General features: G+C 73.1%; 15 protein-coding genes. 7 read left to right on the top strand and 8 right to left on the bottom strand.

Annotated elements, in window-relative coordinates; translation table 11 throughout:
• Positions 1 to 69 precede the first annotated feature (69 nt).
• Positions 70 to 1,845 (bottom strand): 3-hydroxyacyl-CoA dehydrogenase family protein, encoded by a 1,776-nt coding sequence (locus ACFYS8_RS28490; protein WP_387646172.1) that lies wholly within the window; start codon positions 1,843 to 1,845, stop codon positions 70 to 72.
• A 364-nt stretch (positions 1,846 to 2,209) separates the two neighbouring features.
• On the opposite strand from ACFYS8_RS28490, the gene ACFYS8_RS28485 reads away from it, so the two are divergent.
• Positions 2,210 to 2,776 (top strand): Uma2 family endonuclease, encoded by a 567-nt coding sequence (locus ACFYS8_RS28485; protein ID WP_387646170.1) that lies wholly within the window; start codon positions 2,210 to 2,212, stop codon positions 2,774 to 2,776.
• A gap of 57 nt (positions 2,777 to 2,833) precedes the next feature.
• Here ACFYS8_RS28485 and ACFYS8_RS28480 read toward each other — a convergent pair whose 3' ends face one another.
• Positions 2,834 to 4,321 carry an MFS transporter gene (locus tag ACFYS8_RS28480; protein ID WP_387646167.1) on the bottom strand — a complete coding sequence of 496 codons (1,488 nt, stop codon included), beginning with the start codon at positions 4,319 to 4,321 and terminating at the stop codon, positions 2,834 to 2,836.
• A 123-nt stretch (positions 4,322 to 4,444) separates the two neighbouring features.
• Positions 4,445 to 5,077 carry a TetR/AcrR family transcriptional regulator gene (locus tag ACFYS8_RS28475; protein WP_387646164.1) on the bottom strand — a complete coding sequence of 211 codons (633 nt, stop codon included), beginning with the start codon at positions 5,075 to 5,077 and terminating at the stop codon, positions 4,445 to 4,447.
• 209 nt (positions 5,078 to 5,286) lie between these two features.
• Between ACFYS8_RS28475 and ACFYS8_RS28470 the strand changes: the two genes are divergently transcribed.
• The gene (locus ACFYS8_RS28470) at positions 5,287 to 6,597 is read left to right on the top strand and encodes a glutamine synthetase (protein WP_387646161.1); all 1,311 of its coding nucleotides are present in this window, start codon (positions 5,287 to 5,289) and stop codon (positions 6,595 to 6,597) included.
• A 21-nt stretch (positions 6,598 to 6,618) separates the two neighbouring features.
• Here the strand turns inward: ACFYS8_RS28470 and ACFYS8_RS28465 are convergent, their stop codons facing one another.
• The 3 genes from ACFYS8_RS28465 to ACFYS8_RS28455 all read right to left on the bottom strand — a co-directional run bounded on the left by ACFYS8_RS28465 (position 6,619) and on the right by ACFYS8_RS28455 (position 9,175).
• On the bottom strand, positions 6,619 to 7,830 hold the full coding sequence (locus ACFYS8_RS28465; protein ID WP_387646158.1) for a hypothetical protein: 1,212 nt from the start codon (positions 7,828 to 7,830) through the stop codon (positions 6,619 to 6,621).
• A gap of 58 nt (positions 7,831 to 7,888) precedes the next feature.
• Entirely contained in the window at positions 7,889 to 8,428 is a 540-nt protein-coding gene (locus tag ACFYS8_RS28460; RefSeq protein ID WP_387646155.1) for a SigE family RNA polymerase sigma factor, read from the bottom strand.
• 117 nt (positions 8,429 to 8,545) lie between these two features.
• Positions 8,546 to 9,175, bottom strand: a complete 630-nt coding sequence (locus ACFYS8_RS28455) for a hypothetical protein (RefSeq protein ID WP_387646154.1) — start codon at positions 9,173 to 9,175, stop codon at positions 8,546 to 8,548.
• Positions 9,176 to 9,353: 178 nt separating this feature from the next.
• On the opposite strand from ACFYS8_RS28455, the gene ACFYS8_RS28450 reads away from it, so the two are divergent.
• The gene (locus ACFYS8_RS28450; RefSeq protein WP_387646151.1) at positions 9,354 to 9,899 is read left to right on the top strand and encodes a GNAT family N-acetyltransferase; all 546 of its coding nucleotides are present in this window, start codon (positions 9,354 to 9,356) and stop codon (positions 9,897 to 9,899) included.
• 52 nt (positions 9,900 to 9,951) lie between these two features.
• On the opposite strand, the gene ACFYS8_RS28445 is transcribed toward ACFYS8_RS28450, so the two are convergent.
• Complete coding sequence (locus ACFYS8_RS28445) at positions 9,952 to 10,626, bottom strand: NUDIX domain-containing protein (protein ID WP_387646149.1); 675 nt, start codon at positions 10,624 to 10,626, stop codon at positions 9,952 to 9,954.
• The gene (locus tag ACFYS8_RS28440) at positions 10,623 to 11,012 is read right to left on the bottom strand and encodes a DUF4406 domain-containing protein (protein WP_387646146.1); all 390 of its coding nucleotides are present in this window, start codon (positions 11,010 to 11,012) and stop codon (positions 10,623 to 10,625) included. Before ACFYS8_RS28440 ends, ACFYS8_RS28445 begins: the two co-directional genes overlap by 4 nt.
• Positions 11,013 to 11,062: 50 nt before the next feature.
• On the opposite strand from ACFYS8_RS28440, the gene ACFYS8_RS28435 reads away from it, so the two are divergent.
• From ACFYS8_RS28435 to ACFYS8_RS28420, 4 genes are all read left to right on the top strand, one after another.
• On the top strand, positions 11,063 to 11,821 hold the full coding sequence (locus tag ACFYS8_RS28435; protein ID WP_387646143.1) for a DeoR/GlpR family DNA-binding transcription regulator: 759 nt from the start codon (positions 11,063 to 11,065) through the stop codon (positions 11,819 to 11,821).
• Positions 11,822 to 11,929: 108 nt separating this feature from the next.
• Positions 11,930 to 13,096: a damage-control phosphatase ARMT1 family protein gene (locus ACFYS8_RS28430; protein WP_387646140.1), complete on the top strand. Its 1,167-nt coding sequence runs from the start codon at positions 11,930 to 11,932 to the stop codon at positions 13,094 to 13,096.
• A gap of 24 nt (positions 13,097 to 13,120) precedes the next feature.
• A complete protein-coding gene (locus ACFYS8_RS28425) occupies positions 13,121 to 13,534 on the top strand; it encodes a hypothetical protein (protein WP_387646137.1) in 414 nt (137 codons plus the stop codon).
• Between the two features lie 312 nt (positions 13,535 to 13,846).
• Entirely contained in the window at positions 13,847 to 15,337 is a 1,491-nt protein-coding gene (locus tag ACFYS8_RS28420) for a S8 family serine peptidase (RefSeq protein WP_387646134.1), read from the top strand.
• The last annotated feature ends 103 nt before the right edge of the window (positions 15,338 to 15,440 follow it).

Raw genomic sequence — 15,440 nt, 5'->3', positions numbered from 1 at the left:
TCGGCGCAGCCGGGTTGACGCCCCCGGCGGGCGACGGCCGCGGGCTCGGCGAGGACGCCGGACGGCCGGTCATCGCCGCGCGTGGTCGCGGAAACCGCGGCCGGTCTTGCGGCCCAGGCAGCCCGCCGCCACCAGGTGCTCCAGCAGCGGCGCGGCCGCCAGACCCGGCTCCCGGAACTCTTGGTGCAGCACCTTCTCGATGGTCAGCGACACGTCCAGGCCCACCACGTCCAGCAGCTCGAACGGGCCCATCGGGTAGCCGCAGCCCAGCTTCATCGCGGTGTCGATGTCGTCCACCGTCGCGTAGTGCTCCTCCAGCATCCGCACCGCGTCGTTCAGGTACGGGAACAGCAGCGCGTTCACGATGAAACCGGCCCGGTCGCCGCACTCCACCGGGTGCTTCTTCACCTTCCCGCACAGCTCCAGCACCGTCGCCGTGACGTCCTCGGCCGTCAGCACCGTGGAGACCACCTCGACCAGCTTCATGGCCGGCGCCGGGTTGAAGAAGTGCATGCCGATCACGTCCTGCGGACGGCCGGTCGCCGTCGCGCAGGAGATCACCGGCAGCGAGGAGGTGGTGGTGGCCAGCACCGCGCCCGGCTTGACGATCTTGTCCAGGGTGGTGAACAGCTCGCGCTTCACCGCGAGGTCCTCCGCCACCGCCTCCACCACCAGATCGACGTCCGCCAGATCCTGGTACCCGCCGGTCGGGGTGACCAGCGCCAGCGCCGCGTCCCGGGCCTGCTCGGTCAGCCGGCCCTTGGCCACCGAACGCTCCAGCGACTTCGCCAGCTGCGCCTTCGCCCGCTCCGCCTTCTCCTGGCTGCGGGCCGCCAGCAGTACCGGGAAGCCCGCCTTCGCGAACACCTCCACGATGCCGGTCGCCATCGTCCCGCTGCCGCACACGCCGATGCTGCGCACCTCGCGGCCGGCCGGACGGGCCTTTGCCTCCGAGGCCTCCTCGGCGATCACGTGGGACGAACCCGGGGCCTCGTACGTGTAGAAACCGCGGCCCGACTTGCGGCCCAGCAGACCCGCCGCGACCAGCTGGCCGAGGATCGGCGCCGGGGCGTGCAGCCGGTCCCGGGACTGCTCGTACATCGCCTCCAGCACGGTGCGGGCAGTGTCCACACCGATCAGGTCCAGCAGCGCGAGCGGGCCCATCGGCAGGCCGCAGCCCAGCCGCATCGCCGCGTCGATGTCCTCCCGGGTCGCGTACCGGGACTCGAACATCGCCGCCGCCTGGTTCAGGTACGCGAACAGCAGACCATTGGCGATGAAACCCGCCCGGTCGCCCGCCGCGACCGGCTCCTTGCCCAGGTCGCGCGCCAACTCGGCGACCTGCGAGGCCGCCTGAGGCGACGTCAGCACGGTGCGGACCACCTCGACCAGCTTCATGGTGTGCACCGGGTTGAAGAAGTGCACCCCCAGCACCCGCTCCGGGCGGGCGGTGGCCGCCGCGATCCGGGTCACGCTCAGCGCGGTGGTGCCGGTCGCCAGCACCGTCTCCGGCGGGCAGATCCGGTCCAGCTCGGCGAACAGACCACGCTTCAGCTCAAGGTCCTCCGGGACCTCCTCGATCACCAGATCCGCCTGCGCGGCCGCCGCCAGGTCGTCACCGACCTCGATCAGCGCGAGCAGCGCGGCGCGCTCCTCGGCAGTCAGCCGCTCACGCGCCACCGCCCGGGCGGTGGACGCCTCGATCCGGGCCAGCGCCCGCGCCGCCTGCGACGGACCGGCCTCCACGCCGATCACCCGCCGGCCACTACGGGCCACCGCCACAGCCACCCCGGCACCCATGGTGCCCAGGCCGACCACGGCAACAGTGGGGAAGGGACGCTCCATTGACCAGACTCCTTAGTCATGGGCCCGCGCCGACGGCCCCCGCCACCTGCCCGGGCATGCCGGGGGTACGACGGGGGAGGGTGCGCCGACGGCGCGGGAGAAAAGGGGAACGGAAGAAGAACAGCGGCGACCCCGCGCTACGGACCGGTCCGCTCCGGTTCCGTCGAGGGGCAGTGCCGTGGTGCTCAGGCGCTCCGACAGATCATGAAGCGACGCCGACGCGCACACAGAGAGAAGAACGCAACCACCCGGTGCGGCTCCCGAAGCCCGGCGCTGGCGCGTGCCGACACTGTAGCCCAGCTACTGGCGGGTAGGAAGAGGCAAACGCGCTTCGCGCGACGGCGGTTGCCCCTACCTTGCCCGCATGACCAGCGAACGTCCGCAGATGTTCCCCAGCCAGTTCGAAACGATCGCGGAAGCGGCGGAGAGACACGACGTGACATTCGAGTTCGTCACCGGAAAGCTCCGGGTCAAGCCGATGCCCGACGGCGACCACGCCGAGATCGTCATGTGGCTGATCGAGTGCTGCATGACGCAGCGGCCGGATCTCCGCCTCTACCCCGGGCGGCGCGTGCTGCTCTCCGGTGACTGCCGCACCAAACCCGACGCAGTGCTTGCCCACCGGCGCGCGTTCGCCGCCCAGGGGGAGTGGTCCGATCCGGCGGAGGTGCTGATGGCGGTCGAGGTGACCTCCCACGATCCGCACGCCAACAGGTGTGACCGGGAGGAGAAACCGGTGGCCTACGCCAAGGCCGGCATCCCGGTTTTCCTTCTGGTCGACCGGGAGGCCGGGGCCGTCGCGGTGTTCAGCGAGCCCGGGGGTGGCCGCTACGGAAGCGTCGTGACCCTCACCCACGGGCACACCGTGGAGGTGCCGGAACCGGTGAACGTCACTCTCGACACCGAAGTCCTCAAGGAATTCGTCCGCTGACACGCGAAACGGCCCGCCCGGAGGGTTTCCGGGCAGGCCGTTCGTGTGTGGTGGGGGTCAGTGGGCCATGACCGGGACGGCGTCCTCGATCTCGGACTTGGACGCGTGGTGTTCGGGCTTGCCCGCGTTGATCAGGGTGAAGGCGGTGAGGGAGGCCAGGGCCAGGATGCCTACGGCCCACCAGATGGCGGTGGAGTAGGAGTGGACCTGGGCCTGGAGGGCGAACAGCTGCGGGTCGGTGGCGGTGGCGGCGTGGGCCTTGGCCCACTCGGTGCCAGCGCTGTGGGCGACGGTGCTGAGCAGAGCGGTGCCGATCGCGCCGCCGACCTGCTGGGAGGTGTTGACCATCGCGGAGGCGACGCCCGCGTCGCGGGGCTGGACGCCGTAGGTGGCCAGGCTCATGGCGGGCATGAAGGCGGTGCCCATGCCGAGGCCCATCAGGATCAGGCCGGGCAGGATCTGCCAGTACGAGGTGCCGACCTCGATCCGGGTGAGGATCAACAGGCCGAGCGAGGCGACCAGGAAGCCGGGCGCCATCAGGTGGCGGGCCGGGATCCGGGTCATCAGGCGGGCGCCGATCTGGGTGGAGCCGGTGATCATGCCGGCCACCATCGGGAGGAAGGCCAGGCCGTTGACGACCGGCTTGTAGTGCAGCACGCCCTGCATGTAGAGGGTGAGGAAGAGGAACAGGCCGAACATGCCGATCACGGCCATGCCGAGCGAGAGGTAGACGCCGCCGCGGTTGCGGTCGGTGAGCACGCGCAGCGGCAGCAGCGGGGCCTTGACCCGGCTCTCGACCACGACGAACGCGGCGAGCAGCACCGCGGCGGCGACGAACAGGCCGATGGTGGAGCCGTCGGTCCAGCCGGCGCTCTCGGCGCGGGTGAAGCCGTAGACCAGGGAGACCAGGCCGGTGGTGACCAGCAGCACGCCGGGGATGTCGAGGCGGTTGCGGTTCAGGCTGCCGGCGGGCTCGCGGATGACCAGGACCGCGCCGGCGATGGCGACCGCCGCGAACGGGATGTTGATGTAGAAGGTCCAGCGCCAGTTCAGGTACTCGGTGAGGGCGCCGCCCAGGATCAGGCCGAGCGCGCCGCCACCGCCGGCCACCGCGCCGTAGATGCCGAACGCCTTGGCGCGCTCCTTGCCGTCCGAGAACATCACGGCGAGCAGCGACAGCGCGGCGGGGGCGAGCAGCGCGCCGAACACGCCCTGGAGGGCGCGGGCGCCGAGCAGCATGGCGGTGTTGACGGCGGCGCCGCCGATCGCGGAGGCCGCGGCGAAGCCGACCAGGCCGAGGATGAAGGTCCGGCGGCGGCCCCACAGGTCGGCGACCCGGCCGCCGAACAGCAGCAGTCCGCCGAAGGCCAGGGCGTAGGCCGTGATGACCCACTGGGTGGTGCTGTCGGCGAAGCCGAGGTCTTCCTTGGCGCTCGGGAGCGCGATGTTCACCACGGTCGCGTCGAGGACGACCATCAACTGGGCCAGCGCGATGAACATCAACGCCTTCCAGCGGCGCGGATCCGGCTGGAGGGTTTCGGACATGGAGGTACCCACCTGTGAGTGCGAGAGAGCGTACGAAGCGTGCGAAAACTGGCAGGCGGCCCGGTCGGGCGCCTGTCGGAAGAATGGGAGTGCCGGGGGTCGGCGGCCTGGAACGGCGGGGTTTCAGGCGCGCTGGCTGAGGTCCTCCATGGTCACGGCGTGGCCGGGCAGGGCGGACGGGGAGAGGGTGCGCAGTCCGTCCAGCAGGATCTGCAGGTGACGGTGGACCAGCGGGTGCAGGTCGAGGCAGTCGGCTCCGGGGAGCGGGCGGGTGAGCTGGGCGACGGCGACCACCAGGTCGCCCGCCCCGATGTCGGTGCGGAGCAGTCCGTCGGCCTGCGCGCGGGTGATCAGGTCTTCGGTGGCCTGCTTCATCTCGGCGCGGGCGTCGGTGAGTTCGGGGTCGTGCGGGTCGATGGTGCCGGACAGCAGGGAGCACAGCGCGCCGATCCGTTCGTCGGCGGCGGCGTGCACGAAGCGGCTGAGCGCGGCGAAGGAGTCGGGCTCCTCGGCGGTGGCCGCGTGCGCGTGCGCCACGATCCGGTCGATGACGGCGAGCGACACCTGGTGGATCAGCGTCCGGCGGTCGGCGAAGTTCCGGTAGAGCGTGGCGTTGCCGACGCCGGCCCGGCGGGCGATCTCGTCGAGCGGGGCCATCGCCCCGTGGTCGACGAAGGCCTCGCGGGCGGCGGCGACGATGCGCGCCCGGTTGCGGGTGGCGTCCGCGCGCCGGCGGGGAGCGGTGACGGTGGTCATGGTGCGGTGCTCCCTTCGAGCGGGCGGAGAGGTTCCGGAAGAGCGGGGAGGGACTCCCCGTTTCTGCTTGGACAGGGTTTCAAACGGGGACTTGGTCCCCGGAATTTCATCATTCGATGTGACTCGCATCACGTTTGAAACCTCCACGGACGGGTGACCTCTCGGCCGAGTCGCCCGGGCGCCGCATCGCCGCAGGCCAGCATGGGCGCATGAGCACCGTGAAGCCGCGCACCGAGCGCGCCGCCGAGGCCCGATTGGCCGCCACCCGGATCGAGGCCGAGGGCGTCGACGGGGTGATCGTCAGCTGGGTCGACAACGCCGGCGTCACGCGGGTCAAGTCCGTGCCCGTCCGCGGCCTGGAGAGCGCCGCCCGGTGGGGCGTCGGCGCCTCGCCCTGCTTCGACCAGATGCTGGTCGACGACTCGCTCGCCCCGTCCGGCAGCGCGCTCGGCGACCTGCGGCTCGTCCCCGACCTGGCCGCGCTGCGCCGGCTCGCCGCCCAGCCCGGCTGGGCCTGGGCGCCCGGCGACCGCTGGACCCAGCAGGGCGAGCCGCACCCCGGCTGCCAGCGGCAGTTCGCCCGCCGCACCGTCGAGGCACTGGCCGAACGCGGACTCACCGTGCAGGCCGGCATCGAGGTCGAGTGGATCGTCGAGGGCGGCGAGGCCGGGCCCGCGTACGGCATGCGCCGGATGATCGGCAACAGCGACTACCTGCGCGACCTGCTGCGCACCCTGCGCGAACAGAAGCTGACGGTGCTCCAACTGCACCCCGAGTACAGCGACGGCCAGTTCGAACTGTCCGTCGCCCCGAGCGGCCCGGTCGAGGCCGCCGACACCGCCCTGCTGGTCCGGCACACCGTGCAGGCCGTCTCGCTGCGGCACGGCCTGCGGGCCAGCTTCGCGCCCGTCGCCACCCCCGGCGGCGTCGGCAACGGCGGCCACCTGCACCTCAGCCTCTGGCGCGACGGCCAGAACCTCGGCCACGGCGGCAGCGGCCCGCACGGCCTCACCCGGGAGGCCGAGGCGTTCCTCGCCGGAGTGCTCGCCGAACTGCCCGCACTGCTCGCGCTCGGCGCCCCGTCGGTGGCCAGCTACCTGCGGCTGGTCCCCGGCCACTGGGCCGGCCCGCACCGCTGCTGGGGGCTGGAGAACCGGGAGGCCGCGCTGCGGCTGATCACCGGCTCCGCGCCCGAACAGGCCAACGCCGAGGTCAAGTGCTTCGACGCCGCCGCCAACCCCTACCTTGCCGTCGGCGGCGTGCTGGCCGCCGGCCTGGCCGGCCTCGGCGACGCGCTCCACCTGCCTGCCGAGACCACCGGCGACCCCGACGGCGTCGCCGAACGCCTGCCCACCACCCTCGGCCAGGCCGTCGACGCGCTGCGCAAGTCCGAGGTGCTGCGCGCCGCGATGGGGGAGTCGCTGTGGCAGTCGGTGATCGACGTCCGGGAGGCGGAGATCGCCCGGTTCGCCGAACTCGGGCCGGGGGAGATCGTCGAGGCGCTCCGCTACCGGTACTGACCCGAGGCCGGCGGGCGCGGCTCACTTCGGGTGGGGCACAGTCCAGCCCGGGCAGGTCGCGATCGCGGTCAGCTGGTCGAGCGTCAGCAGCGGGGGCCGGCCCGCGTCGGGCGAGCCCGCGCCCGCCGGGTTGACCGCCGTCACGCGGACCCGGTGGCCGTCACGGCCCAGCACGTCGACGATCGTCTCGGTGGCGCCCTGGGCGTTCGGGACGGGGCGGCCGGTGACACTGCGCACGCGGGCGCCGTCCGGCTGCGCGGGGGCGTCCGCGAACCAGGCCTCCACCGACGGTTCCGCCTGCTCCTCCACCACGGTCAGCTCGACCATCCGGTCGCCGGCGGCCAGCATCGTCCGCTGCATCGGGCCACCGGGGCCGGTGCTGGACACCACCTGCAGGCCGGCCGGCAACAGGTCGGGCTGCTGCACCCGCTCGGGCGGGTCCTTGGGTGTGACTGCCGGTCGGAGCATCGCCTTGAAGGTGCGCCAGCCGGGGTCGGTGGCCAGCGCCCGGAGCCGGTCGACGGTCAGCAGCGGGTCCGGCCGGGTCGAATCCCCGGCGTGCGTCGCGGAGTTGAACGAGGTAGCGGTGACCCGCGTGCCGTCCGGGGCGTCCACCTGCACCTCGGAGTACCTGTGCGGGGTCGGGCCCGGGTCCGCGCCGGTCCACTGCGTGACGGCCACCTTGGTGCCGTCGTCCTCGGCCGTCTGCACGCACGTCACGCCCTCGATGTCGTAGCCGGGGCACGAGTGCGTCGGTCCCCACCCGGTGGTGTTCGTGATGTCCAGCGTCAGCAGGCTCGGTCCCCGGCCGTCCTCCAGGGTCAGTTGCGCGTTCGCGGAGCCGAACGGGGCGAGCGTCGCGCCGAACGTCGAACCGCTGGAGCGGACGATCCGCAGGCCCGCCGGAAGCCGCTCCGCCACCGCCGACACCAGGTGCGCCTCCTCCGGGATCCCCGCGTCGGACGGACGCGACTCCGACGGGGTGGGCGCGACGGACGCCGCCGGGCCGACGCTGTCCGTGTACAGGGCGTTCGGCAGGACGACCGCGGTCACCCCGCTGACGGCCAGCACCGCGGCGGCCGAGCCCAGCGCCAGCCGGCGACGGTGGCGGCGGCGGCCCCGGGCCGCGCCGACCATGGCCAGCAGCGGGGTGTCCGGGACGAAGCTGTCCCCGGTCTCGCGGAAGACCTGGCAGAGCCGGTCCTCGAAGTCTTGCTCGGGCAGTGCGGGCATGCGTGATCACCGTCTCCGGGAACGAAAAGGAAAGAACAGGGGCGGTGCCGGCGGTGCGTCAGTGCGCGGCGAGGTCGGTCAGGCCGTCGCCCAGCAGGACCCGCAGCCGGGCCAGCGCCCGCGAGGACTGGGAGCGGACCGCGCCCGGGCGGCAGCGCAGGATCGTCGCCGTCTCCTCGACACTGACGTCCTCCCAGTAGCGCAGCACCAGTACCGCGCGGTCCCGCGGCGCGAGTTGGGCCAGCGCCTGGAGCAGCGTCATCCGCAGGGTGCTGTCGTCGCCCGTCGGGTCCGGCAGGTCGGGGAGATCGGCGGTCGGACGCTCGCGCGAACTGCGCCGCCGGTGGTGGTCGATGAACTGCCGGTACAGCACCCCCTGCGCGTAGCCCGCCGGATTCTCTATCGCCCGGCCGCCGAACAGCCGCCCCGGCCGGCGCCACACCACGTACATGCGGCTCAGCGTCTCCTGCACCAGGTCCTCTGCGAGGTGGGTGTCACCACCCGTCAGCAGGCACGCCGAACGGTACAGCGGGGCCGACCGGTTGGCGGCGAACTCCGCGTACTCCAGGTCGCCGCTGCGCACTGCTGCTCCTGCCACGTCGATGTTCTCCCCGGCCGTGCATCTTGTTCACCCGTCAGACGTGACGGGATGCCGAGAATGTCACGGGGTCGGCGCGGAAATTTTTTCGGGGAGCTCAAAGACCCGGGGCGGGTCTCAGCGGGCCGGCCGCTCGCCCGCGCCGCGGCAGAACGGGCACGTCCGGCTGCCCTGGCAGTCGCCGCAGCGGACCCGGCCGTCGGTCCGCCCGCCCCAGGTGACGCCGCCCATCACCCAGCCCCGGCCCCAGCAGCGGTCGCACGCGCACCGCCCCTCGCACTCCGGGCACAGCTCGTAGCCCGGCTGGACGTCCTCCGGCGCGAGCAGCGGCTCGGGGCGGACGAACACTTCCGGCTCGTACAGCGCCATCGGCTCCAGATCGGCCCGGCACAGCGTCAGGCCGCGCACCGGATTGATGTGCAGCCGGATCGTCATTCCGTCCCGCCAGGCGTGCAGTACCGCCGAGCCGGTCTCGGTGTACTCCACCGTCCGCTGCCAGTCGGCGAGTTCGGCCTCGGCCCGGGCCAGCAGGCCGGGGTCGGCCGGCTGCGGGTCGAGGACGATCTGCCGGTGGTGGGCGAAGCTCAGCGGATTGCCGAACGCGGTGATGTCCGGATACTCCGGCAGCACGGCCGGCGGCGCCATTCCGGGCGCCAACGCCTCCAGCACCGCCGCGAATTCGGCGTACAGCCGCTCGCCGCGTCGCTGCAACTCCTCCCGCGCCCCGGGTATCTCCTCGCCCGACATTGCCCGCCCCTCGCCTCGAAGTGCTGTCAACTGGCCGGGGGCGTCCGGGTGTTGCTCGGTACGCGCGCCGGGCGGGGCCGATTCTAGTGCCGGTGCCGCCGGGCGGGGCGTTTTGGCGAGCTGCGGTGGTTCGCGGAACGGCCGGACGGGCTGCCGCGGCGAGTGGTACGAAGATCGAATGACGAGTTACTGGCTGGGTGAACGCATACGCCTGCGGGCGGTCGAGACCGAGGACGGGCCGCTGCTGGCCCGCCTGTCCGAGCAGGAGGAACACCTCGGCGACCTGCTCAACCCGCCGCGCTCCACCGAGGGTTGGCAGGCCCTCGCCCGCGAGCACGCCACCGCCGACCCGTCCGGCGACACTTACGTCCTGATCGTCGAGTCACGCGCCGACGGCACCCCCGTCGGCTCGGTCGGCGTCCACCGCGCCGACCCGCGCAACGGCTGGTTCGAGTACGGCATCACCATCGCCGCCGAGCACCGCCGCCGCGGCTACGCCGGCGAGGCCGCCCGGTTGGTGATCCGCCACCAGTTCGAGGAGCGGCGCTACCTCAAGGCCACCGCCAGGGTCTTCGCCCACAACCACCCCTCGCTGGAGCTCCAGCACCGCCTCGGCTTCACCGAGGAGGGCCGCCTGCGCCGGCACGTGCTGCTCGCCGGCCGCCCCACCGACGTGGTGCTGCTCGCGCTGTTCGCCGAGGACTTCGCCGCATCGCCGAGCTGAGCGGCCTGCTGCTGAGCGGTCTGCACGGTTCTGCACGATTCCGGGCGCCGGATCAACGGACCGGCGGCGGCGCGAACGGCCCGTGCAGGGCCGCCCACTGCAGCAGCAGGACGGTCTTGCCGTCGGCGATCCGCCCGTCCCGGGTCATCGCGAGCGCCTCGGCGAAGGGGAGTTCGAGCACCTCGATGTCCTCGCCGTCCTCGGCCAGCCCGCCGCCGGGGCCGGTGCGGTCGGCGGGCCGGTAGGGGGCGGCGTAGAAGTGCAGCCGCTCGGTCACCGAACCCGGGCTCATGAACGCGTCCAACACGTGGGTGAGCGGGCCGAGTTCGACGCCGAGCTCCTCGGCGCTCTCCCGGCGGATCGCGGTGGCCGGGTCGTCGTCGTCCAGCAGGCCGGCCGCGGCCTCGATCAGCATGCCGTCGGGGTGGCCGTTGACGTACGCCGGGAAGCGGAACTGCCGGGTGAGCAGGACGCGGCCGCGTTCGGTGTCGTACGGCAGCACCACCGCGCCGTTGCCGCGGTCGTAGGTCTCGCGCTGCTCGGTGGTCCAGCGGCCGTCGCGGCGGCGGTGGTCGAAGGTGGTGCGGCGCAGCACGTGCCAGCCCTGCGAGGTGAGTTCGACCTGGCGCACCACCACGTCCGGATTGCCGCGCAGGTCGCGCCCGGCCCGGTCGAGGCCGGTGCGGCCGCGGTGGTCGGGGACGTCGATGCCCGGGCGTCCGTTCATCGGTCCACCTGCGGTGCGCGGCGCGGGAGTTCGGACACGTCGTGGTAGACCGGCAGGCCGCGGCGGCGGGCGGTGGCGACGTCCTGGTCGGCGCCGGTCGAGTCGCCGGGCAGCCGGAGCACGGCGTCGCAGCGGGCGAGCAGCCGGTCGGCGGCTGGGTACAGCACCTCGTCGGCGAGCGGGTCGGTGGGCCCCGCGCCGGCCGAGCGCAGCACGGGCAGCGCGATCCACTCGCCGATCACCGGCAGGTGTCCGGCCGCGAAGACCGGCCAGGCGGCCGCCTCCAGCCGGGCCAGGTTGGCGGCCATCGCCTGCGGGTCTCCGTCGGTGCCGGAGCGGTACGGTCCGGCGATCAGGACGAGCATGGGTGTGTCGGTGTCGGTCATGAGGCGCTACCATACACGCAGAAACGTGCAAGAACAGGAGAGAACGAGAAATGCTGGCTGCTGAACGGCGCGACCACCTGCTCGCCCTGCTGGCCCGCGAGGGCAAGGTGGTGGCCAAGGACGTCGCCGCCGACCTCGGCATCTCCGAGGACAGCGTCCGCCGCGACCTGCGCGACCTCGCCGCCGAAGGACTCTGCCAGCGGGTCTACGGCGGCGCGCTCCCCGCCTCGCCCGCCACCGCCGGCTACGCCGAGCGGCAGTCGGTGACCCCCGACGGCAAACGCCGGGTCGCGGCCGCGGCCGTCGAACTCGTCCGTCCCGGCAGCGCCGTGATCCTGGACGGTGGCACCACCGCGCTCGCCGTGGCCCGCCTGCTCCCGCCCGACCTCGACTGCACCGTGATCACCCACAGCCCCACCGTGGTGGCGGCCCTGCTCGAACACCCGCGGGCCGAACTCTTCCTGCTCGGCGGCCGGATCTTCAAGCACTCCGCCGTCGCCTGCGGAGCCGCCGCCGTCGAGGCCGCTCAGAACGTCTCCGCCGACCTCTGCCTGCTCGGCGTCACCGGCGTCCACCCCGACGCCGGCCTGACCACCGGCGACGCCGACGAGGCCGCCATGAAACGAGCCCTCGCCGCCCGCGCCGCCGAAACCTGGATCCTCGCCTCCGCCGAAAAGATCGGCGCGGCCTCCCCCTTCCGCGTCCTCCCATGGGACCGCATCACCGGCCTGATCACCGACGCCACCCCGACCCACCCGGCCCTGGAACGCCTCACCGCCGACGGGGTCGAGATCCTGGCGGCCCGTTGACGGCCTCGCGGCCGAGCCGGACAGGCCCTCGGCCACGACACCTCGTCTAGTCTCGGCTGGAGCCGACGGGCCCGCTGCCCGCCGATGACGAGAGAGACGAGCCCCGATGTGTCGAACGCACCCGTGATTCGCGCCGACGTCCCCGGGTCCTTCGCCTGGGGCGTCTTCCACAAGCGCCACCCCGAGCTCGTCCGGCAGGTGCTCGACGCGCTGCCGTACGGCCCCGCCGAGCGGGCGGCGGTCGAGCGGCTGCTGGTGGAGAGCACCACCGGCGTCCTGGAGCCGCTGCGCGCGGACGCCCCGGACGCCGCGCGGTGGCTGGCGTGGGGCGAGGGGCTGTGGGGGCGGCCCTGGGGGGAGGCGCCGTTCCTGTGGGCGGAGAGCTACTTCTACCGCCGACTGCTCGACGCCACCGGGTACTTCGGGCCCGGCGCGTGGCAGGGCGTCGACCCGTTTGCGCCGTTCAAGAACGCCGAGCTGGCCGGTGCGGCGGTGGACGAGGAACTGGCCGCGCTGAGCGCGCTCGACGGCCTGCCGGAGACCCGCCGGGCGGAGGCGCTGCTGTCGTCCGCGCTGTGGGGCAACCGCGCGGACCTCAGCTTCGGGATCACCGCGGAGACCACCGGGACGGCCGCCGCCGACCTGGTCGCCGACGACAGCGCGACGCTCTGGACCGCGCTCGGACGGGCGACGGGCGGGCAGGTCTGCGTCATCGCGGACAACGCCGGCCGGGAGCTGCTGCCGGACCTGGTGCTGATCGACCACCTGCTGACCGGCGGCCCGGCTGCGCAGGTCGTCCTGTACGTGAAGCCGCAGCCGTACTTCGTGTCGGACGCGACGACGGCCGACGTCCTCGCCTCGGTCGAGCGCCTGCGCACCGCGCCCTCGGCCGCCGCCGGGGCGGTCGGCGGGCGGCTGTGGCGGGCGATGAACAGCGGTGCGCTCGTCGTCCGCACGCACCCGTTCTTCTGCGCGCCGCTGCCGTTCCACGACCTGCCGGCCGACCTCCGTACCGGGCTCGCCGCCGCGACGATGACGATCCTCAAGGGCGACCTCAACTACCGCCGCCTGGTCGGCGACCGGCTCTGGCCGCCGACCACGCCGTTCGGCGAGACGGTGCGTCACTTCCCGTCGCCGGTCGCGGCCCTGCGGACGCTGAAGTCGGATGTGATCGTCGGCCTCGACGCCGCGACCGTCGCCCGGCTCGACGGCACCGGGACCTCGTGGCGCACGGACGGCCGCCACGCCCTCGTCCAGGTCGACGCCCGCCGGTAGATCCCGCCGACTCGAGGAGCCCAAGTGCCCACCCCCGCCGACCGCCTGGCCGAGGCCCGCGCCTCCACCGACCCTGCCGCGCTGCGCGCCCTCACGGCCGTCGGCCTGCCGTTCGTCGACCAGGCGCTCGCCGAGAACCCGCACACCCCGCCGGACGTGCTGGCGCGGCTGGCGGAGGTCCGGCACAGCGACTGGAACGACAACCGGCTGCTGTACCTGCTGGCCGAACATCCGGGCGCGGACGGGGCGGTGCTGGACGCCGTGCTGGCGGCGGTGGCCGAGTGCCTCGGGGCGGGACGGCGGCCGTTCGCCGCCGTGCTCGCGCTGGCGGCGCGGCTGGACGTTCCGGCCGAGCGGGTGCGGGCGCTGGGGCGGTCGGCCGGGGCCTCGGCGCGGCTGCGCGCCGGGTTGGCCCGGGTGCTGGCGGAGCGTTCGTAAGTTCACTCCGGTGACGGTGCGGATCGGCCAAGTCCGGTAGTGCGGCGGCGAAGAGCGCGGTGCAGAAGCTGTGGGGCGCAGGCCGACATCGCCACCGCGCCGGCCGCCCACGGCGAGCTGTTCGGCGGCCGAGCCGGCACCGGCGGACCGGGGCGGGTGCCCGACCGGCAGTGGGTCGGGCACTCGTTCGGTCTACGACGATTGCTTTACTACCTCTTGATTTTTGTCATATCGGCTGAATAGTCTCCCGGCCATTCGCGTGTCTTCGATCACACCGATCGCGTCCGCCGACAGTCGGGAGAGTCAACCCCCATGAGCGTTCCCCGCATCCGTCGCTCCGCCCTCCTCGCCGCAGGTCTCGCGCTGGTCACCGCCGGCGCCCTCGCCGGACCCGCGGCAGGCGCCGCCACGGCGGCCACCGCGTCCGCCACCGGCCAGCCGATGAACTACGTGGTCAATACCAAGGCCAACCACGGGCAGACCAAGAAGGCCGAGCGCGAGATCCAGGCGGCCGGCGGCAGCGTGATCGCGTCGTACGAGCAGATAGGCGTGGTGATCGCCCGTTCCAACGACCCCGGCTTCGCCGCCAAGCTCCGCCAGTCGAAGACCATCGACTCGGTCGGCGCCAGCCGCACCGCGGGCATCCAGGCCGGCGGCATGGAGACCACCGTCGAGGTGTCCGACGTTCCCACGGGCGCGACCGCCGACGGCAGCGAGCCGCTCTGGGCCAACCAGTGGGACATGCGGCAGATCGGCGTCGACCAGGCGCACAAGACCACGCTCGGCAGCCGTGACGTGGTGGTCGGCGTCCTCGACTCCGGCATCGACGCCACCCACGAGGACCTCGCCGCCAACGTCGACCCGGCGCTCTCCGCGTCCTGCCTCAGCGGCAGCCCCGACACCAACTGGAAGTCCTGGCAGCCCACCACCAGCACCCACGGCACCCACGTGGCCGGCACCATCGCCGCCGCCAAGAACGGCAAGGGCATCGAGGGCGTCGCCCCCGGCGTCCGGCTGGCCGCCGTCAAGGTGGTCGACGACGGCGGGTTCATCTACCCCGAGTACGCGATCTGCGGCTTCGTCTGGGCCGCCGAGCACCACTTCACCATCACCAACAACAGCTACTACGTGGACCCGTGGATGTTCAACTGCGCGGGCGACCCCGACCAGGGCGCGGTCAGCGAGGCCGTCCGCCGGGCCGTCGACTACTCCCGCCGTGGCGGGGTGCTGAACGTCGCCGCCGCCGGCAACGAGAACATCGACCTGGCGCACAAGACCGTCGACGTCAGCAGCCCGGACGACACCACCCCCGGCGGCCGGCCGATCGACGCCAGCTGCCTCGACCTGCCCGCCGAACTGCCGGGCGTGATCGCGGTGTCGGCGATCGGCGCCAAGGGCGACAAGTCCTACTACTCCAGCTACGGCCTGAACAAGGTCGCCGTCGCCGCCCCCGGTGGCGACGCCACCGTCTTCCAGACGCCCGACACCCCCGACCGCCGCGGCGGCATCCTCTCCACCCTCCCCGGCAACAAGTACGGCTACAGCTCGGGCACTTCGATGGCCACCCCGCACGTGGCCGGCGTCCTCGCGCTGCTCGCCTCCAGCCACCCGGGCGCCGGCCCGGAGAAGCTGCGCAGCCTGCTGGTGAAGCAGGCCGACCCGCACGCCTGCCCGGCCGGCGTCTTCAACCCCGGCGGCACCGGCGCCTACAAGGCCACCTGCGAGGGCACCGACGCCAACAACGGCTTCTACGGCGCCGGAGTGGTCAACGCCGCCAAGGCCGCGGACGCCTGGCGCAACTGACCTCGCGTCAACACCCGGTGCGTGGGCGGCTCGTACGTCGCCCACGCACCCGCGTCAACCCCGGTGCGTGGGCGGTTCACTCCTCGCTGACATGCCGGGAGCC

Origin of the sequence: Kitasatospora sp. NPDC004615 (genome assembly GCF_042873545.1) — a bacterium.
Classification (GTDB): Bacteria; Actinomycetota; Actinomycetes; order Streptomycetales; family Streptomycetaceae; genus Kitasatospora.
This window is presented reverse-complemented; position numbering and strand designations above follow the sequence as displayed.